The 16,770-nt window shown below is 59.9% G+C and carries 21 protein-coding genes; 5 read left to right on the top strand and 16 right to left on the bottom strand.

What is annotated here, in order from left to right; all coding sequences use genetic code 11:
* The 11 genes from AC6CH8_RS08315 to AC6CH8_RS08265 form a co-directional block, all read right to left on the bottom strand.
* Nucleotides 1-711 (bottom strand): DNA alkylation repair protein, encoded by a 711-nt coding sequence (locus tag AC6CH8_RS08315; RefSeq protein WP_498189889.1) that lies wholly within the window; start codon nucleotides 709-711, stop codon nucleotides 1-3.
* A 96-nt stretch (nucleotides 712-807) separates the two neighbouring features.
* Entirely contained in the window at nucleotides 808-1,599 is a 792-nt protein-coding gene (locus AC6CH8_RS08310; RefSeq protein WP_498189887.1) for an anti-sigma factor domain-containing protein, read from the bottom strand.
* A complete protein-coding gene (locus AC6CH8_RS08305) occupies nucleotides 1,586-2,164 on the bottom strand; it encodes an RNA polymerase sigma factor (protein ID WP_498189886.1) in 579 nt (192 codons plus the stop codon). The genes AC6CH8_RS08310 and AC6CH8_RS08305 overlap by 14 nt, the downstream gene beginning before the upstream one ends.
* A 52-nt stretch (nucleotides 2,165-2,216) precedes the next feature.
* On the bottom strand, nucleotides 2,217-2,897 hold the full coding sequence (locus AC6CH8_RS08300; protein WP_498189885.1) for a class F sortase: 681 nt from the start codon (nucleotides 2,895-2,897) through the stop codon (nucleotides 2,217-2,219).
* 124 nt (nucleotides 2,898-3,021) lie between these two features.
* Nucleotides 3,022-3,858 (bottom strand): DUF4397 domain-containing protein, encoded by an 837-nt coding sequence (locus AC6CH8_RS08295; protein ID WP_498189883.1) that lies wholly within the window; start codon nucleotides 3,856-3,858, stop codon nucleotides 3,022-3,024.
* Nucleotides 3,859-3,979: 121 nt separating this feature from the next.
* Nucleotides 3,980-4,591: a hypothetical protein gene (locus AC6CH8_RS08290; protein WP_498189881.1), complete on the bottom strand. Its 612-nt coding sequence runs from the start codon at nucleotides 4,589-4,591 to the stop codon at nucleotides 3,980-3,982.
* Entirely contained in the window at nucleotides 4,588-5,199 is a 612-nt protein-coding gene (locus AC6CH8_RS08285) for a DUF6286 domain-containing protein (RefSeq protein ID WP_243836650.1), read from the bottom strand. The genes AC6CH8_RS08290 and AC6CH8_RS08285 overlap by 4 nt, the downstream gene beginning before the upstream one ends.
* A gap of 32 nt (nucleotides 5,200-5,231) precedes the next feature.
* Nucleotides 5,232-5,612, bottom strand: a complete 381-nt coding sequence (locus tag AC6CH8_RS08280; RefSeq protein ID WP_498189879.1) for a hypothetical protein — start codon at nucleotides 5,610-5,612, stop codon at nucleotides 5,232-5,234.
* Nucleotides 5,609-5,800, bottom strand: a complete 192-nt coding sequence (locus tag AC6CH8_RS08275) for a DUF2273 domain-containing protein (RefSeq protein WP_026542624.1) — start codon at nucleotides 5,798-5,800, stop codon at nucleotides 5,609-5,611. The genes AC6CH8_RS08280 and AC6CH8_RS08275 overlap by 4 nt, the downstream gene beginning before the upstream one ends.
* Nucleotides 5,797-6,243, bottom strand: a complete 447-nt coding sequence (locus AC6CH8_RS08270; protein ID WP_498189877.1) for an Asp23/Gls24 family envelope stress response protein — start codon at nucleotides 6,241-6,243, stop codon at nucleotides 5,797-5,799. The genes AC6CH8_RS08275 and AC6CH8_RS08270 overlap by 4 nt, the downstream gene beginning before the upstream one ends.
* Before the next feature lie 92 nt (nucleotides 6,244-6,335).
* The gene (locus AC6CH8_RS08265) at nucleotides 6,336-6,830 is read right to left on the bottom strand and encodes a hypothetical protein (protein ID WP_498189875.1); all 495 of its coding nucleotides are present in this window, start codon (nucleotides 6,828-6,830) and stop codon (nucleotides 6,336-6,338) included.
* A gap of 174 nt (nucleotides 6,831-7,004) precedes the next feature.
* Between AC6CH8_RS08265 and AC6CH8_RS08260 the strand changes: the two genes are divergently transcribed.
* Both AC6CH8_RS08260 and AC6CH8_RS08255 read left to right on the top strand, forming a co-directional pair.
* Entirely contained in the window at nucleotides 7,005-7,670 is a 666-nt protein-coding gene (locus AC6CH8_RS08260) for a DUF6318 family protein (RefSeq protein WP_498189873.1), read from the top strand.
* Between the two features lie 232 nt (nucleotides 7,671-7,902).
* A complete protein-coding gene (locus AC6CH8_RS08255; RefSeq protein ID WP_498189871.1) occupies nucleotides 7,903-8,628 on the top strand; it encodes a PKD domain-containing protein in 726 nt (241 codons plus the stop codon).
* A 26-nt stretch (nucleotides 8,629-8,654) separates the two neighbouring features.
* Here the strand turns inward: AC6CH8_RS08255 and AC6CH8_RS08250 are convergent, their stop codons facing one another.
* Both AC6CH8_RS08250 and AC6CH8_RS08245 read right to left on the bottom strand, forming a co-directional pair.
* Nucleotides 8,655-9,482 (bottom strand): glycerophosphodiester phosphodiesterase, encoded by an 828-nt coding sequence (locus tag AC6CH8_RS08250; protein WP_498189870.1) that lies wholly within the window; start codon nucleotides 9,480-9,482, stop codon nucleotides 8,655-8,657.
* Between the two features lie 9 nt (nucleotides 9,483-9,491).
* Nucleotides 9,492-10,238, bottom strand: a complete 747-nt coding sequence (locus AC6CH8_RS08245) for an MgtC/SapB family protein (protein ID WP_498189868.1) — start codon at nucleotides 10,236-10,238, stop codon at nucleotides 9,492-9,494.
* 497 nt (nucleotides 10,239-10,735) lie between these two features.
* On the opposite strand from AC6CH8_RS08245, the gene AC6CH8_RS08240 reads away from it, so the two are divergent.
* Genes AC6CH8_RS08240 through AC6CH8_RS08230 form a run of 3 tightly spaced genes read left to right on the top strand, consistent with a single transcriptional unit; the run spans nucleotide 10,736 to nucleotide 14,012 of the window.
* Entirely contained in the window at nucleotides 10,736-11,707 is a 972-nt protein-coding gene (locus AC6CH8_RS08240) for a carbohydrate ABC transporter permease (RefSeq protein ID WP_498189961.1), read from the top strand.
* Nucleotides 11,704-12,585 carry a carbohydrate ABC transporter permease gene (locus AC6CH8_RS08235; protein ID WP_091464863.1) on the top strand — a complete coding sequence of 294 codons (882 nt, stop codon included), beginning with the start codon at nucleotides 11,704-11,706 and terminating at the stop codon, nucleotides 12,583-12,585. Before AC6CH8_RS08240 ends, AC6CH8_RS08235 begins: the two co-directional genes overlap by 4 nt.
* A gap of 59 nt (nucleotides 12,586-12,644) precedes the next feature.
* On the top strand, nucleotides 12,645-14,012 hold the full coding sequence (locus AC6CH8_RS08230; protein WP_498189866.1) for an ABC transporter substrate-binding protein: 1,368 nt from the start codon (nucleotides 12,645-12,647) through the stop codon (nucleotides 14,010-14,012).
* A gap of 100 nt (nucleotides 14,013-14,112) precedes the next feature.
* Here AC6CH8_RS08230 and AC6CH8_RS08225 read toward each other — a convergent pair whose 3' ends face one another.
* Genes AC6CH8_RS08225 through AC6CH8_RS08215 form a run of 3 tightly spaced genes read right to left on the bottom strand, consistent with a single transcriptional unit; the run spans nucleotide 14,113 to nucleotide 16,765 of the window.
* Nucleotides 14,113-14,961 carry a sugar phosphate isomerase/epimerase family protein gene (locus AC6CH8_RS08225; RefSeq protein ID WP_498189864.1) on the bottom strand — a complete coding sequence of 283 codons (849 nt, stop codon included), beginning with the start codon at nucleotides 14,959-14,961 and terminating at the stop codon, nucleotides 14,113-14,115.
* Nucleotides 14,962-14,963: 2 nt separating this feature from the next.
* Nucleotides 14,964-15,800 (bottom strand): carbohydrate ABC transporter permease, encoded by an 837-nt coding sequence (locus AC6CH8_RS08220; protein WP_017199573.1) that lies wholly within the window; start codon nucleotides 15,798-15,800, stop codon nucleotides 14,964-14,966.
* Nucleotides 15,794-16,765: a carbohydrate ABC transporter permease gene (locus AC6CH8_RS08215; protein WP_498189862.1), complete on the bottom strand. Its 972-nt coding sequence runs from the start codon at nucleotides 16,763-16,765 to the stop codon at nucleotides 15,794-15,796. The genes AC6CH8_RS08220 and AC6CH8_RS08215 overlap by 7 nt, the downstream gene beginning before the upstream one ends.
* Between the last annotated feature and the right edge of the window lie 5 nt (nucleotides 16,766-16,770).

Raw genomic sequence — 16,770 nt, 5'->3', positions numbered from 1 at the left:
TCAGCCTTTGCGCCGCACCATCTCATTGATCCAGGCCGGCGCGAACGGCGAGGTGCAGTTAGGCGGCGTGGGATAGTCCTTGAGCACTTCCAAGCGCTCACCAATGTCCAAGGCCCTGGCCCGGTGCTCCGGGAACTCAATCCCGATCTGGGCCAGACAGTGGTTCATGGCCCATTGGAGGCGGTCGGGAGCGCCCTTCATGTCTGCCTCGATAACATCGAGCAGTTGCACGAGGTTCAGGCCTTCGGGCTTCTTGACAACTCGTTCGGAGGTCAGCGCCCAGCCGGCACTTGCCACCACGGGATCGGGGTCGGAGAACCATGCCACCCGCAAATCTTCAGAGTGCGGGCTTTTCTTGACGACGTAGTTCACTAGCCAGTCCTGCACTTTGGGAGTCCGAGCTTCGCGCAGCATGCTGTCCAATTCGGCCCGCTCAAAAGCCTTAGGTCGGCAGATCAGGAGTGCCAGCAACCTGGCGGCGGTGTCACCCGTGTCCCAGAGCTCCCGCGAGAGATCCTGCTGGGTCTTCAGCCGCTTCGCGACGGCCCGCAGTTTGCTGAGGTTTACCCCATGGTCATCACCATGCTTCTCATTCACCTCGCGGGCGCGGGGTTCTTCCAGTGCCGCCAGTTCCGCCATAAGCCCGGCCACGGTGGTCTCGAGCAGAGAATTGTCAGGCGCAGATGTTGAAGCCACTGTTGTTCCAGCCACTGGGGCCTCCTGTCCTTCGGTATGGGATTCAGGCTACCCGCAACTGAGAGCGCCAGGGCCGCCCACGCCAATGCGATTCACACCAGTGAAGGGCCCTCAGGAAGTGAGCGAGCCCCTGACGATGCTGACGCTGGAGTGGCCGGGATTTCCGTCCAGTGGTTCATCCGAAACGTCGACGATGGGGAAATCGGCCAGATTCAGGTCCGCCGGAAGCGGGAAGGTACCTGAGTCCGACTTCATGATTCCCAGGCTGATCAGCCGTGTGAGGTCCGTGCCAATAAGCCAGACCTCCTGGTAGCCCTGCGCTTCTTCTTTGCTCAGTTTCACTTCCAGGGTTCGCGTTCCATCAGGGGACTCAAGGACTGTCGCCGATCCTGTAGCAGTGTGCTGGGCAAGTGGCGACAACTCTGCTCGCGCCAACGGAGTTGCCGCCTGGTTGATGTTCCATAGGGTTGCACCGGCGATGACCAAGGCACCTGCTGCGGCGACCGCCAGCCAGGTCCCGCGGCGTTGCCACCCTTGGGGACGTTTCTTGACGGAACGTATGTTCGCGGGTGGTGCTGCTGGTTGCTCTGGTTCGGTTGGACCGTTAATGCCGGGCTTGCTGGCTTCAGTTCCTGTTGCAGGGCCCGCTGCGGAGCCCAAGGGGTCTTCCCGGATTGCGTCCGACAAACCCAGTTCCCGGTGAATACCACTCCACACGCTGGGCCCGGGCACCTCAAGGGTGCTGCTGTCCGGCGTGGTTTTCATGGCGTCAACGGCGCGGCGCAATGCGGCGTACTCCGCCGAGCAGGCATCGCAGCCGCTAAGGTGCTGCCGGCCCTCCTCATCGAGCCAGTCACCGTATAGCGCCAGGAGGCTCAACTCTTCCGGATCAATGTGCGGCATGGTCAACCTCCAGTCTGCTTCTTAGGTGGATCAAGCTGCGCCGAATGTGGCTCTTGACGGTACCAAGCGGTAGTTCAAGCCTGCGGGAAATCTGCTCATGCGTCAGGTCTTCGTAGAATGCCAATTTCATGATGGCACCCTGCGGTTCACCAAGCCGGTCGAGTTCGCCGTCCAGCAGCAGCTTGTCGGCCAGCACCTCGACAGTTACCTCCGTAGGACCTCCGCCGCCGGTGTCTTGCACCTGGGCGACGGCAAGGACTCTACGAACTTCCCGGTTCGACGCTGAGTGGGCGTCCGCAATGACGTGGCGTGCAATGCCCACTATCCATGCCGGCAGGCGCGCGACCTCGGGGTTGAAGGTGTCCCGCGAACGCCACACCCGGAGAAACACCTCTTGGGTGACGTCGTCGGCCGCGGCACGGTCCCTCAAGGACCTCAAAGCGAGCGTGTGAATCAGCGGGGCAAACTGCCTGTAAGCAGCCACAAGTGCAGACTCATCCCCCGCTATGAATGAGGCGGTCAACGTATCGTCCCACTCGGAAGAAACCTCGTTTGGGGATACCAAAGGAGACTCCTTCCCGGCGTCAGCGACGAGGACCACGGCCGGGTTGGGGTGCTTATTCAAGGACCGCGGTGACAATCACATTGTCGCTGTAGTCCATTCGTTCGTCCAGCCATCTGCCGCCGCAGGTGACCACCTTGAGTTCGTGCGGTCCGGTCCGGCGGAACAGCGAGTCGCCGTCAAAGGCGTCCTTGGCCATCAGCGTGACGGAGACAACCCGATAGTTGAGTGCGGGAGCACCCTCCCGCCCTACGGTTATCAAGGTTCCGGCCGGCAAGGATTTCAGCTGGGAAAACGGCGCTTGGTCAGAGGTGGTGTCGATGTGTCCGGCCAGGACAGCTGTGCCTTCCGCGGCTCCAGGGGCGGATCCGAATCGGTACCATCCGGCCTGGTAGAAGGTCTCCGGTATCTCCATAGCCCCACCGGGCGCGACCCCCACGGGGATAACGGCCATGTCAATCGACGTTCCGGCCACCTTGAGCGACACAGGAGGGGGAGCCGCCGCGGGCTGCGTGGGAGTTGTGCCCTTCAGCCAGACTTCGGCAGGTGGTCGGGAAGGCTCGGCAGGGGGCAGCGACGGTTGGGTCTGCTGCTGGCTGGGGTTCGGGCCGCTCGCCTCACTGGAAGAACTACCGGCCGTCCACGGTGTCGCGGTTCCGCATGCCGTCAGAACGAGCACTGCCATCCCGGCGAGCGCCGCCATCCGGCGGCTTCGGCTTGGCTTACTTGGTGTCATTACGGTTGTTTCCTGGCGGTCTACGGCAGGATGCTCCGGCTGCCGTGATTGATGCGGGGTCCTGGCCGTCGTTATCGGACGACCAGGACCTGTTCCGCTCTTATGTCATGCTGTTGCCTTGGCCTTAGGACTTCCTTGCGGCGGACGTGCGAACCTTTCCAAGCCCCACGACGATCAGCAGCAACGTTGCCGCCGCGAGTCCGCCGCCCAGAATCATCTGTTCTGTCGGGACACTGCCCGATGAGCCGTCCAGGGCGCCTGGTACCGATCCGGGAGCCGAATGCAGCCCGTCAATGGTCTGCACCGCTAGTTGAAGGTTCTTGTCAGTCAGGCTTCCCCACGCATAGACGATGGTGTGCGTGCCTTCGGCCACCGTCACATCGGCCGGGCCAATGACAGGTGCTGTCGTACCCGCTGCTGCCACTGCGGCCGAAATCGTACCCGGGTCAAGGGTGAGCGTTTGCTCATTGGGGTTGGCCAGGTTGGTCACCACGGCTGTGCCGCCGGCAAGCACATCCACAGCTGGCGCCGCGGCCGTGTGCCGGACCGTCAGCTTGCCCTTGCCGGCATCGATGCGCGAGACGTCGTTCGTGAAGAAGTTCGCGGTTGGCTTCCCGGCCGCATCGAGGTTGGCGACGGCGGTGTAGTTGCCGTTCGCTGCCAAGGTCACCGTCACTGGCCCGATAACGGGGGCAGAGGCATCGGCAGCGTCCGAGGCGGTAATGGCCAGATCGTAGGCACCGGGCGGAAGTGCCAATGGCCCGGCCAGAGTGCCGGGAGCGAAGTCGTCCAGGGTTCGTGCTCCGTTGACCCAGACGTCAACGGTTAACCCAGGCACTCCGTGCAGTACGGACAGGTGCGCGTCACCCTCCGCCGCCTGTGCGGGGACAGCCAAGACGATTGCTGCTGCCAGTGCTGCGGCGCTGGCTCCTGCTCCTGCCGTAAGTATTCTGCTGCGCATATCCTTCTCCTCAATCGGCCCGACGTGCGGGGATTTTGCTGATACCCCTACTACCGACACAAGGCAGGCTATGGATGCGGATGCGCTGTATTTTTGTGGATGTTTCTCTGTGTGGGCCTTGTCAGCGGACCCTTTCGGCTTTGGTAAACCTGGATCGGGCACCGGAAACCATGTGGACAAGCACCGGGGTCTTCTGTCCGATCACGAGGTCCAGCGCTTCAACGAGCTGAGACACTTCAGCCGCGAGGATATGAGGCGCCACTCCTTGCCTCGGTTGGATACGAATACGTAGACCCGGTTTGCCCTTTACCTCCAGGGTCGCCACCGATGCACCAGCCAAGTCCGTCCGTTCAGATAAGGCGGCCCGTAGCACCTGTTCGGCGACGCCCCCGCCGATCCGGACTTCACCGTCCACATCGCTGTCGTCGTCGCTGGCCACCAGAAGGTTGGCCCTGCCTTTGCCTTGCTGCGACAACCAAGCGATCATCGCGATGATGATCGCCACCAGGATGAGGCCTGCCACGATCCACAGCCAGCTCTCTTCACGTCCTGGGAGGTGCGTTTGCCTGAAGGCATCTTCGGCGCCCGCCCAAACAGAAGCCGACCAACCATGCCACCACGTGGCCACTGCCGGGACGGTGGCCAACAGCAGGAGAAGCAGGCCGACGGCCAGCAGTTTCACACCGATAATGAAGAGCAGTACACGGTTGAGGGCCCGCGGTGTTCCGTTCACGCCCCGATCACCCCCGACGACGCCAGGTTCACCTTGACAACAGGCATGGGCACCGGCGACATCTCTTCAAGTTCAGCCTGCACAGCAGTAAGCACGGCTTCTTCGCTGACCCGGCTGCCCGAGGTTGGCCGCACGTTCACCACAACCATCTGTCGCGAGACAACCACCATGACTTGTTCCTGGGTGACGTTCGCGGCAGTTCGTGCACGACGCGCCAACGCAGAGGCCAGGACTTCGTCATCAACCACGACGGCGGTACGCGGGTCCCGGAGCAAGTGGCGGGCGCGCCGGCCCGGCAGAACAGCATGGAGGAGGAAGAAGAGCCCAACCATGGCGATGACGGCACCACTCGCACCGAGCAGCAGAGGTGAGATGCCTTCCGGGAGTGCGATGATGCGCTCCGCCGCAGTGGTGGGATCGATCAGCCAGGGTGGCTGCCCGATGGCGCGGACACCTGCTTCGAGGAGTGCGTAGACACACAGAACGATGACCAGGACGGCCGCGATAACGGATGCTCCAGCGCGGGACGAATGCGTCTCACGGCGCAGGATACGGCTCATCCCGGGGTCTTCCCCGGCAACCGGGCTGGCTCCCGCGTTCGGGTCCATTGACTTCAATTGTTGTGTTTCCTGATCCTGGGTCACTGGACGCGGCCTCCCTCAGTGACGTGCGCTCCACTGATCCTGATATCCACCCTGCTGAGTTGGGAGCCGCTAAGCCGCGTCACCGTTTCAAGAACAAAAGCCTTGGCCGCCACGGCACGATCCCAGATGGACCCTCCAAATCCTTGGACACGCTGCGGATCACGCAACACCCCGGTCAAAGCCGGGACGCTGATAGGTGCCACGATGGACAAAGCCAACAGTCCGTCGTCGTCCGCCCAATCAGCTCGGATGTCGTGGGCCTCAACGCCGAGCGCCTCCGCTGCAGCGGCCCGAGCCAACGATGTCAATGCCTGGGTACTGATCCGGTTATGGCCGGCCAGGCTGGTGGTGTAGTCCACAGCCTCAGCCACGCTCATGACGAAGAGCGCCGGCCCGTAATGGCGTCCAGCACACTGCGGAGATCCAGCTTGCCGTCAGCCGCGCGGCCAAGCAGCGCGCCGATGCCCATGAACAGCAGCGAGATCAGGAAGCCCCATAGTCCGAACGAGAAGGACATGAAAGCCACGAAAGCGCCGATAGCGATTCCCACCACGGTCATGCTCATTGGAGAACCTCCCTTTCCACTACCACTGCCTTGCTACCCGCGGGTTTGGCCGGCGGTGCAATGAAGACATCAGTGATCTCGATGTTGACCTCAATCACCTGAAGGCCGACCAGTTCCTCCACAGCCCGGTAGACCGCAGCCCGGACCTGGTTGGCGACGCCGTGCAAAGGGTGACCGTAGAGTGCAACCAACGTGATGTCCACGGCCACTTGGGTCTCCCCCACCTCGGCGCGGACGCCTGCTGCGTGGTCCGAGCTGCCGACGGCGTCGCGAATGGCACCCAGCGCGCGGGACGGAGCCGAGCCCAAGGAGTAGACGCCGGGCACTGTGCGGGCAGCGATACCCGCTACTTTGGCGACGGCCGCCTCGGAAATGATGGTGCGTCCGGTACCAAGGATTTCGCCCCCAGGCACGGGATCAAGCTGCACGTTCTGGTCTTCCACGGAGCACTCCCCTTCTCTTGAGTACCACCCTAGCGTCTAGCTCCGACGCTTTGGGAGAAGCGTCGGAGAGAAGGGAGCGTGCCCGGTGGCAGCTACTTACAGTTCTTCTCGGTCCAGTCCTGGATGGGCTTCATCAGTTCTTCAAACTGCCCGTCGCCGTATTTGCTGAAGTCCGAGCCCGCAGCCTCTGTGAAGGCCCGAAGTTTCTCGAAGGCCGGCTTTAGTTCTTCCGGCACTTTGCCCTCCATTTGGGACAACTCCTGCTTAGCCTTCTCGATGTCCTCGGGCGTGCCTCCAGCCATTGCCGCAAGCGGAAGGATGGTGACGCTCAGCATGGTGGCGCTTACCGAAAGACAGGCCTCGGACATAGATCCGAACTCGCCGTAGACACCACCCGTTCCCGTGCTTGCGTCAGGATTCGCGCTTGCGCCCACATCGGCGGCTGGCGCCTCGGACGACGCCGCAGGCGTGGACTGCGCAACAGGCGTTGGAAACGAGCAGGCGCTGAGTACCAGCATCACGACGAGCAAGGCTGCCGATAGCAGGCGTCCTGACGTGGACAGGCGTGGGCGTTCGATCGTGGACATGGTTCCCCCAATAAGATGCGTGCGATGACAAGCCGGCGAGGCAAGAATACGCCGGGGAACATTCGGAGACCATAGGCGGGTTATCCACAATCGCGAATTCCTGACTGGGACGCGGTTGTTTGCCCCACCTAGACTGGCCGACACACCACCAAAACAGCTGCTGGGGAGCCTGTCATGCCACGCCACTCGTTCATGTCTTCGTCTTTTGTTCGCGCCCGTCCAGCGGTTTTGGCTCTCGCTCTTGCGATGCTCTTGAGCGGCTGCCAGGGCGGCGTCACACCCGGCAGCCCACCGACAGAAACAGGCACGACGACGGCGACGCCCACCTCAAGCTTTTCAGTTCCCGAGGCTTCGGCTACTCCGCCAACGCCCGCCGTTTACAAGCCAGCTGATGCACAAGGGAAAGCACAGAATGTCCCCGTGCCTGTTATGCCCGAGCTGGCGAAGGAGAATTCAAAGGCGGGGCTGGAGGCGTTTATCGGGTACTGGTATGCGCAGCTGTCCTACGTAGGAGAGACAGGTGACATGTCGGCCTGGCTACCCCTGATTTCCCAAGATTGCCGGCTTTGTCTTCGTCTCAAAGAGTCCGGCGAGGACGGATTTGTGGATGGGCGATGGCTAGCAGGTGGCAAGATTTCCGTGCCGGTCATAGAGATGCAGTGGACTATCGACAGGCTGAAGACGGCCAAGGTGCAGGTCATTCAAGACCAAATCGACTATTACAACGCGGACGGAAGTGTCGGGCGGCCGAGATCAGAAGCATCAAATGATGCATTCGCCTTTTTCGCTAGCTTTGCTGACGGCGCTTGGACGGTGGTAGACCTTGGCGTCATCGACTAGGACTTCCGCGGTCATCCGCGCAGCCATCGGGATCGCATTTTGGTTAATAGCGTGTTGCACTCTGGCATTACCGTCCGCGAATGCTGATGACACATGGGCTGCACACAATGCAGGCGATGGTGGAATTGATATTGGTGCCCGGTTCAAAATCGACCCTACAACCGGACAGCTCACACCCAATCTCGGTGGAACGTCAAGCTCCCCTGCAGGTTCGGAGGATCCAAATCAGTACTTGGCTGATACCCACTGCCGTGCCGACGGACCCGACACCAAGGACCCCGGCTGCGACGCTCTCAACTGCCCGGCCACCACGCCCGCAGGTGAAGAAGGCACCCCAGTCATTTGGAAGGAGGCACCAAAGGCGATCACCAACCCCGGTTGGACAGACTGGATCCCGGTCAGCGGGCCCACCTGCCTCTACGACCCCGAGCCCGAAAACGTCTTGGCCAACATCGCGGCCAGGATCCTGACCGACTTCCGACAACTTCCCGTCAACCCGGGAAACCTCGAAGCCCAGCCCTTCCCCCACACCCTCAAAGGCGGACCCACCAACTTCTACGCCACCACCGGAGAACAAGGCTTCAACGTCACCATCCTCGGCCAAACAGTCCACCTGACCGCCACACCCGCCAACTACACCTACACCTTCGGCGACGGCACCACCCTCGGACCAACACCCGCCGCCGGATACTCCATCCCCGAAGCCGAATGGCTCAACAACGAGACACGCACCAGCCACACCTACACAGACACCGGCAACTACCAAGCCACCCTCACCACCAGCTTCACCGGCACCTACTCCGTCAACAACGGACCACCACTACCCATCAACGGAACCCTGGACATCACCACACCCGCAAAAACCATCCAAGTCTGGAAAACAGAAAAAGCACTCGTCGCCGACACCTGCCAGGAAAACCCCAACTCCTGGGGCTGCCCCGGCACAGGAATCCAGTGACATTGAGCCCAGCGGCTCCTTCCCGATCAGGCGGAGGTAGCGGGGTGCAGAAGAGGCAGCGATATCGGGCGGGCTGGTGGAAGCGGTTTGCCCAGCTCAGTCAAGGCTCGCCGGGCCATGGCGACGTCGTTCACGCATATACCGTTCACGCCAAGAGCGGCTGCTGCGCTAATCTCTTCGCCTGTCTCCAATGTCCACGGAAACACCTTCAGCCCAGCGGCATGGGCTGCGGCGACCAAACCGGCGTCGAGAATTCCAACAGCCGGCGCAACGGCGGACGCTCCGGTGGCCAAGGCCGCGTCCACCAGGTCTTGAGCAGTCGACGGGTAAAGTCCGGGAGAGCGGGTCGGGGTTGCCCTGCTGAGCGCGACCAAAGGGACTCCCGGCAATACGCCGGACATTGCCTTGATGATTTGGGGATCAAAGCTCCGGACCCGCAAAGCTTGTTCATCTTGATGGGCCGCCAAGACCTTGGACAGCGCCGTCACAATCCCATGACCGTACTCGTCCCAGGCTGCCCCCTCAGTTTTGACCTCAATATCCAAAATGACGCCACTGGCATTGGCAAAACGCAGAAGAGCCAAGGTTTCAGAAAGTGATGGCACACGGGTTTCGATATCGACGTCGGTTGTCGTCGCGAGGTGCTTCTCTACTTTGGCTTCACGAAGCTTCTCAAGCCTGATGTCCCTGTCATCGATAACCGCATCGTGGCGCAGCGCAAGCTGGCCATCAGAAGTGAGCCAGACGTCCACTTCAATGGCGTCGACGCCAAGACGGAGCGCCTCGACGAAGCTCGCCAGGGTGTTGCCATGACGATCGGCCAATACGCCCCGATGTCCTTGAATCTCAATCACTTGTGCTCCCTATTCGGCTTCGTCAACGACGGAAACTTCAGTAACAGTGGAGAGCTGGGAGAGCCTGGCCACGATGTCCGATGCAGCCATGGTTCCTTCAATTTCCAGCTCAATTTCAACGAGGTCAGCCACAGCGGTTTCCGAGCCTTGCATCAATCGGTCCATCACGCCCTTGGATTCTCCCGAACCCCGCATGGTGGCAAAGCCCTGAACGCGAAATCCTTGCTCGGTACATGTATGGAGAACATCCCTCAGGGCGCCGACCCCATCCACGTAGCTAACTCTGAGCAGCCACTGGCTCGGAAAGCCGAAGCGAAGTTTCCCGGTCACCACAGGGTAGACGTAGACGATGACAAAATGGGCTGCAGTAACGAACACTGCGGGCAACACCAAGCCAGCTCCCGCGGCAGTTCCGACAGCTGCAGTCACCCAAACGGAGGCGGCCGTGGTGAGGCCCCGCACCTGATTTCGCCTTACGAATACAAGCCCAGCCCCGATGAAACCTATGCCCGACACTACCTGTGCGGCCAGGCGGGAGGGATCCAACCTCACCAAATCCACCGCCAGCACATCACTGAACCCGTATTTGCTGACCACCATGAACAGCGCTGCACCCAAACCCACCATGGCGTGTGTTCGCATACCCGCCGACTTGTTTTTGCTTTGACGTTCAAATCCGATGGCTGTCGACAATACAAGCGCCACGGCCAAAGCCAAGCACATATGCCACCACTGCGTATCAGCGCTGAAGATCACTTGATGCTCCTGTTCCTGTTACTCGGTAAGACCCCCTTCTTCTGTAGTCCAAGTGGAAGACCCAGTCCGATAGCGGATGTTCCAGGCAGAAGCTGTTCGAAAAGTAAACGCGGCGTGAGCCGGTCTGGCTGCAATGCTTCCAACGTGTGGACGTTCCAGTCAATGGATCTGCACGTTTGTGCAGATCTTCACCCAAGGCTTTGTCAGAATGTAACTACATGCTATTTTCAGCGCTCGCGTGAGGTCAGAAACCCCGCGCTGGCAGCGGAATCGGCGATATCCACAATTCCGAAAATGAGTCTTGTGATAGCTCTCGTAAGTGTGTAGGTTGAGCAATGACCTGAGGTTAAGTTGTCAGGTCAAATATGAAACAGATGTTTTTCAGCAAGTGCTAAATCGCCCGGACAGCGATGACGAGGGGGTCAACGTGAGGGTTCTCTATGGGCAGATCAAACACAAATGGCGCACCGGTCGCCGCCTCTACGGCGCCGGGTGGAATGCATGAACAGGTTCACCCGGAAAGCCACGGTGCTGAATCAAGCCGGGGGTCGGTCAACAGACCGCCAATAGCCGGCATCAAGAGGCGACGCTGGAATCGAAGAACGCAAAGGGACGCCTGGGTATTTGCTGCATTTGCGGCACCCAATGTCCTGCTCATCCTTCTATTCACTTACCGTCCGCTCATTACGAACATCTACTACTCCACTCTGGACTGGACCCTCGGGTCCGCTAGTGCCACCGCCGTGGGTGTAGGCAACTACGTGGAGTTCTTCACGTCTCCGGATGCTTCAAGCGTCTTGGGCGTCACCGCCGTATTTACCATCACGACTGTTGGTGGCGCCATGATTCTGGGTCTTCTGGTGGCGCTTGCGCTGAATCAGAGACTCAAGGGCAGGACCTTTGCAAGGGCTGTGGTCTTCGCCCCCTACGTCCTATCAGGCGTGGGCGTCGGCTTGGTATGGCTGTTCATCTTCGATCCGACGTACGGCGTCCTTTCCTGGATCCTTCGCGGTGTGGGGCAGGCAAGTCCGCAATGGGTAAATGATCCGAAGCTTGCTCTTGTGATGGTCACCATCGTTTATGTCTGGAAAAATCTCGGCTACTGCGCTGTGGTGTATCTAGCCGGCCTGCAGTCCATTCCCACGCAGCTCATGGAAGCAGCGGCCTTGGACGGTGCCAGCAATGTCCGGCGCTTCGTGTCGATTGTGGTTCCCCTGCTATCCCCCACCACGTTCTTCCTCCTAATCACCTCATTACTAAGCTCCCTGCAGGCGTTCGACATCATTCGGATCATGACTCCGTCAGGCAACGGAACCAGCACTTTGATCTTCGATTCCTACCTTCAAGCGTTCGGTTCCTACAACCGGGCGGGATACTCGGCGGCTATCTCCGTTGTTTTGTTTGTGGGCCTGCTCATCATGACAGCCGTGCAGTTGCGGTTTGTGGAGCGAAAGGTTCACTACTCATGAGCACCGATACCACTGAAGCTCCTCCCACCCGCGACCGTCCGCTCTCCTGGCAAAACCTGGGCAGGACCATCGCGGGAGGTTACGTTCCACTCATTCTGGCAACGCTCGTCGTTTTCGTTCCTCTCCTGTGGATGATGCTGTCGTCATTGAAGGCACCAGGGGAAATAGTCACAACAAACCTGACCCTGCTCCCGAAAGACCCGAACCTGCAGAACTATGCGGACGCAGCGTCCACCGTGCCGTTCGCCCGGTTCTTCCTCAACAGCGTCATCGTTACCGTTGTTGGGTCCACGATCAAATGCATCCTGGCCGTATTTACGGCCTATGCCCTGGTCTTTGTCCGATTCCCGTTCAAGAGGGTCATCTTCCTGCTGATCCTGGTGGCGCTGATGGTCCCACCGCAGGTTTCGGTTCTTCCCAACTATGTGTTGATAGCTGGAATGGGAGGCCTGAATACCTATTGGGGGATCATCCTTCCCGGCCTGGGAACCGCGTTCGGCACCTTCCTCCTGCGGCAGCACTTCCTTACCCTGCCTCAGGCGATCATGGAGTCAGCGGAAATCGATGGCGCGGGACACTGGCGAAAGCTCTGGAAGATTGTTGTGCCCGTGTCGGTGCCAAGCATCGCGACCGTTGCTTTGGTAACAATCGTTTCCGAGTGGAACGAGTACATCTGGCCGCTCATCGTCACGGACCATCCGGACATGATGACCCTTCCCGTCGGGCTGACGCAGCTGGTCAATAGTGATGGCAGCACGCAGAACTGGGGCATGCTCATGGCCGGCGCCGTGATCGTCCTCCTGCCGATTCTGGTCATCTTTGCTGCATTGCAGCGTTACATCGTCTCCGGCCTCACTCAAGGCTCAGTCACAGGCTGAAGCCCACCACATCGAAGTTCTGCTCAATGCACTTCGACCACTAGAAAGGCAGCTTTTCCATGTCGATATCACTTACCCGAAAGCACTTCCTCGGTTTGGCCGGAGCCACTATCGGCGCCGCCGCTATGGCAGCGTGCGCAGGCCCCTCCACCGACGGTGCCGGCACGGCGCTCAAGACTCTCTCCCCGGACGAATGGTCCAAGATCAAGCCGGCCTCAAGTATCAGCTTTATGTCCAGCCACCCAGGGAAATCCCGGGACACGGAAATGAAGCTGATTGAAGCCTTCCAGTCAGCAAACCCGGGTATCACCGTCAACCTCATCACGGGCGGCTCAAACTACGAGGAAGTGGCACAAAAGTTCCAAACCGCCCAGGCAGGCAGTGAAGTACCGGACGTCGTTGTCGCTTCTGACGTGTGGTGGTTCCGGTACGCCGTCTCGGGGGCCATCCTGCCAATTGACGATCTCCTGAAAGCCGTCGGTGTGAGCACTTCCGACTACAACCCCGGCCTGATCGGCGATTACAAACACGCTAACCAGCAATGGGCCGTCCCGTATGCCCGCTCCACGCCGTTGTTCTACTTCAACAAGGACCATTTCAAGGCTGCCGGCGTTCCTGAACGCGCACCGGCAACCTGGGAGGAGTTCGCAGAGTGGGCGCCCAGGATAAAGGAGGCAAATTCGGCGGGCTCCGGATACCAGAATGCCTATCAATACCCGGCGATCGCGGGTTATGCCGGGTGGACCCTCCAGAACGTTCTCTGGGGACAAGGCGGCAGTTGGTCAAAGGAATGGGACATTACGGCTGATTCTGGGGCTTCCACCGCTGCAATGCAGTGGGTGCAGGATTCCATTGTGAAACATGGCTGGGCGGGAGTCTCGTCCAAGAACGCCATCACGGATCTGCAGGCAGGGGCGGTAAGTGCCACCATCAGCTCGTCCGCAGACCTGGCTGCCACCTTAAAGGCGGCGAAGGAAGCAAACATGAGGATCGGCGTCGGATTCTTGCCGGGAGGCTCCGCCGCGAGTACGCAAGTTTGCCCAACCGGCGGCTCAGGCTTGGTGGTGGCCAGCAAGACTTCTCCGGAACGTCAGCTGGCAGCCGCCAAATTTGTGACCTTTGTGACCAACGCGCAGAGCACAACGGCTTTGTCTGCAGCTACCGGATACCTTCCGGTAGCTGCAGCAGCAGATATTTCGGCGATTGTTGCTCAGACACCGGAGTTCCAAACCGTGGTGGACCAGCTCGAGGTAACCAGGACCCAGGACTTCGCGCGAACGTTCCTCCCCGGCGGAGACCAGGAGTTGGCCAAGGCTGCTACCAAAATCATGAACGAAAAAGCGGATGTGAAATCGACTCTCACTGAGCTCAGAGGAACGTTGGAAGGTATCTACAACAAGGATGTGAAGCCCAAACTAAAGGCTTAGCATCGCGTGATGTACCGCGCGAGCGTCGCCGCCCCTAGGGTGTGCGACGCTCGCTTGGCGGAAGGAGAACCCCAATCCCTTGCCCCGGCACTCTAGCCGGTTAAGCCGCCATCTGCGCCAAGCTAACCTCAACAGCGTCGAGGCATTGCGTTACAGCAGCGCGGGGATTCAAGGCGTAGGAGCCGTCGCCAAAGAGTTCAAACGTCAGGGCTCCGCTGTAGTCCAGCTGGCTGAGTTCGCGCAGAATCTCATCCAGATCCAGAAAACCGTCGCCCCAAGCCAGGTGTCCAGTGGGAGCGCCGTCAACCAGGTGAACGTGTCGGATGCCCCCGCCGAAAGCCTTTGAATAGTCGCTGATACTTTCTCCCGCTGCTGCCAGGGCAACAGTGTCAATCACCACCCCCAAAGTCGAGGATCCGACGTCGTCGAGCATTGAACGAAGCGAGCCGACGTCAGTGACGAGGTTCGACTCGACACGTTGAAGAGGCTCAAGGACGCAAGCTACACCAAGTTCGGCAGCCCGCTGAGTGATGGTTTGGAGGCCTTCCACGGAACGCACCCAAGCGCCCTCAACTGGTTCGTCCTCGTAGCCTCGTCCCGCAGTCAGGAATAAAAGCGGAGACTCCAGCTCGCTGCATACCTCCGCCGCACGTAAGAAGAATTGCAGGCTTTGATCTCGAAGCCATTCTTCCCCCGAAGCAATATTGACGGGATAAGCAACCTGTTCAGGGGTAAGGCAGGCGACGGCGAGCTCCCGCTCCAGCAACTGCCCTTTCACCTTGCGCAGATGTGCTGAATCAGTTTGAGGTATGTGAAGGTGCGGGGCGATGCCCCAGAGCTCTACCTTGGTCCTTCCCAGTTCGGCCATATCATCAAGGCAACGCTCAAGCGTGTGGTGCTGGTAGGCGAAGTTTGAACCGCTGACCTGATCCAAGCCCAGTTTGCTCATGGCTACTTACCAACTCCATCGGCAAGTCCACGGATAAAGTACCGCTGCCCGGCGAAGAAGAGCACAATCACTGGAATTGCGGCGATGGCCATGCCCGCGAACACCACGGGGTAGTCCGTGCCGTGCTTGGACATAAGATTCGTCAGCCCAACCGGCAGGGTTTGCAACGCTCCCCCGCTGGTGAAGACCATGGCAAACAGGTACTCGTTCCACGTAAACAGGATGTTGAGGAGGACAGTCGAAACCAGGATCGGCTTGCACATGGGCAAGATGACCTGCCAGAACGCCCGGGCTTTGGAAGCGCCGTCCACTGATGCTGCCTCATCCACCTCTGCGGGCAGGTCCATCATGTAAGCCCGGATAAGGAACGTTGTGAACGGAACACGGAACGCCGTGTACAGAATCAGCAATGCCCAGAGATTGTTGTAGAGACCCAAGCTCTGGAACATCTTGACCAGCGGGATCAGAGCCACCGTGGGAGCAAGCATGAGGCCGCCAAGGATGAGGACGAGCACCACCCTGTTGAAGGGGATGTTCACCCTGGTCAGTCCATAGGCTGCCCAAGCACTGATGAATACAGTCGCAACGGTGGAAGCAACCGTGACCAAAACGCTGGTAGTCAGGTAGTCACCCACTCCCCGATTCCATGCAGTGACGTAGTTATCCCATTTCCAGGCAATGGGCAGGGCGAAGGGATTGGAGAACAGCTCGGAGTTGGACTTGACACCGTTCAGCATCATCCAAACCAGCGGATAAATAACGACGACGGCGAGGGCAACCAGGAACGCTTTGATCAGGACCCGTCCGAGTACCAGCAGTACAGCTGAGCGCGTCACCATTGGACCCTCCTTTTCTTGGAGATACGAAGCTGAATGACGGCCAGGACCAGCGTGATGATGAAAACAGCAGTGGCGACGGCGGCCGCGTAGCCAAAGTCGTTGCGGACGAATCCGCTTCTGTAGAGCCAGGTGCCGAGGACCTGGCTGGAATTGTTCGGTCCTCCGCTGGTCATCACCATGACCTCGTTGAACACTTGGAAGGCTCCGGACACCGTGACAATCATCATCAGGCCGGTCATTTCCCTGACGAGCGGCAAGGAAATCGAAAAGAATCGCTGGAAGGGACCAACGCCGTCGATGGATGCGGCTTCATACAGCTCCGAGGGGATCCGCTGGAGTGCCACCGAGAAGAGAAGCGTGCAGTACCCGAAGCCTTGCCACTGGCTCATGGCGATGATGGCAAAGATCGCCGTGTTTTCCTGGCCCAGCCAGGCCTGAGTGAAGTTTCCGAGGCCCAGGAAGTCCAGGGACGCGTTCAGGATGCCCATCTCGGGTTCGTAGATGAAGTAGAACAAGAGACCAGCGACTGTCAGAGAGATCGCGGAGGGTACAAAGTAGACGGCTCGAAGGATTCCCCTCCAACGTTGGCTTCGTAGTCCCTCGATCATCGCAGCGAGGAGCATCGCCCCGAATACCTGGAATGCGATGGAGATGATCGCGTAGAGCGTGTTGTTAAGGAGTGACTTCCAGAAGATGGGGTCGTTGAACATGCGGACGTAATTGTCCGCCCCCACAAAGGTTTGGCGGCCACTGTAGATATCCCACTTGAGGAAACTGAAGCCAAGGTTCTGCACCAAGGGCAGGTAGGCGAACACGCCCAGCAGCAGGACAGCCGGCAGCACCCACACAACGTTGCGCCAGCGACGTGTTCGGGCAGACTTGGCAGCCCGGCCTTTCGGGGACTTAGTGGAAACGGGCGCCGGTGGCGGGGCCGCCGGCTTCCAGGCAGTATCGGAAACGGTCATGGCTC

The sequence above is a fragment of the Paenarthrobacter sp. GQ52 genome (assembly GCF_059759005.1).
The sequence above is the reverse complement of the archived record's forward strand: the minus strand, read 5'-3'. Positions and strand labels throughout refer to the sequence as shown.

Excerpts from the sequence above, each read along its gene's own strand:
- AC6CH8_RS08310 (WP_498189887.1), bottom strand. The coding sequence starts at position 1,599 with ATGCCGCACATTGATCCGGAAGAGTTGAGCCTCCTGGCGCTATACGGT.
- AC6CH8_RS08300 (WP_498189885.1), bottom strand. The coding sequence starts at position 2,897 with ATGACACCAAGTAAGCCAAGCCGAAGCCGCCGGATGGCGGCGCTCGCC.
- AC6CH8_RS08295 (WP_498189883.1), bottom strand. The coding sequence starts at position 3,858 with ATGCGCAGCAGAATACTTACGGCAGGAGCAGGAGCCAGCGCCGCAGCA.
- AC6CH8_RS08285 (WP_243836650.1), bottom strand. The coding sequence starts at position 5,199 with ATGGACCCGAACGCGGGAGCCAGCCCGGTTGCCGGGGAAGACCCCGGG.
- AC6CH8_RS08280 (WP_498189879.1), bottom strand. The coding sequence starts at position 5,612 with ATGAGCGTGGCTGAGGCTGTGGACTACACCACCAGCCTGGCCGGCCAT.
- AC6CH8_RS08275 (WP_026542624.1), bottom strand. The coding sequence starts at position 5,800 with ATGAGCATGACCGTGGTGGGAATCGCTATCGGCGCTTTCGTGGCTTTC.
- AC6CH8_RS08265 (WP_498189875.1), bottom strand. The coding sequence starts at position 6,830 with ATGTCCACGATCGAACGCCCACGCCTGTCCACGTCAGGACGCCTGCTA.
- AC6CH8_RS08260 (WP_498189873.1), top strand. The coding sequence starts at position 7,005 with ATGCCACGCCACTCGTTCATGTCTTCGTCTTTTGTTCGCGCCCGTCCA.
- AC6CH8_RS08240 (WP_498189961.1), top strand. The coding sequence starts at position 10,736 with ATGCATGAACAGGTTCACCCGGAAAGCCACGGTGCTGAATCAAGCCGG.
- AC6CH8_RS08235 (WP_091464863.1), top strand. The coding sequence starts at position 11,704 with ATGAGCACCGATACCACTGAAGCTCCTCCCACCCGCGACCGTCCGCTC.
- AC6CH8_RS08230 (WP_498189866.1), top strand. The coding sequence starts at position 12,645 with ATGTCGATATCACTTACCCGAAAGCACTTCCTCGGTTTGGCCGGAGCC.
- AC6CH8_RS08225 (WP_498189864.1), bottom strand. The coding sequence starts at position 14,961 with ATGAGCAAACTGGGCTTGGATCAGGTCAGCGGTTCAAACTTCGCCTAC.
- AC6CH8_RS08220 (WP_017199573.1), bottom strand. The coding sequence starts at position 15,800 with ATGGTGACGCGCTCAGCTGTACTGCTGGTACTCGGACGGGTCCTGATC.
- AC6CH8_RS08215 (WP_498189862.1), bottom strand. The coding sequence starts at position 16,765 with ATGACCGTTTCCGATACTGCCTGGAAGCCGGCGGCCCCGCCACCGGCG.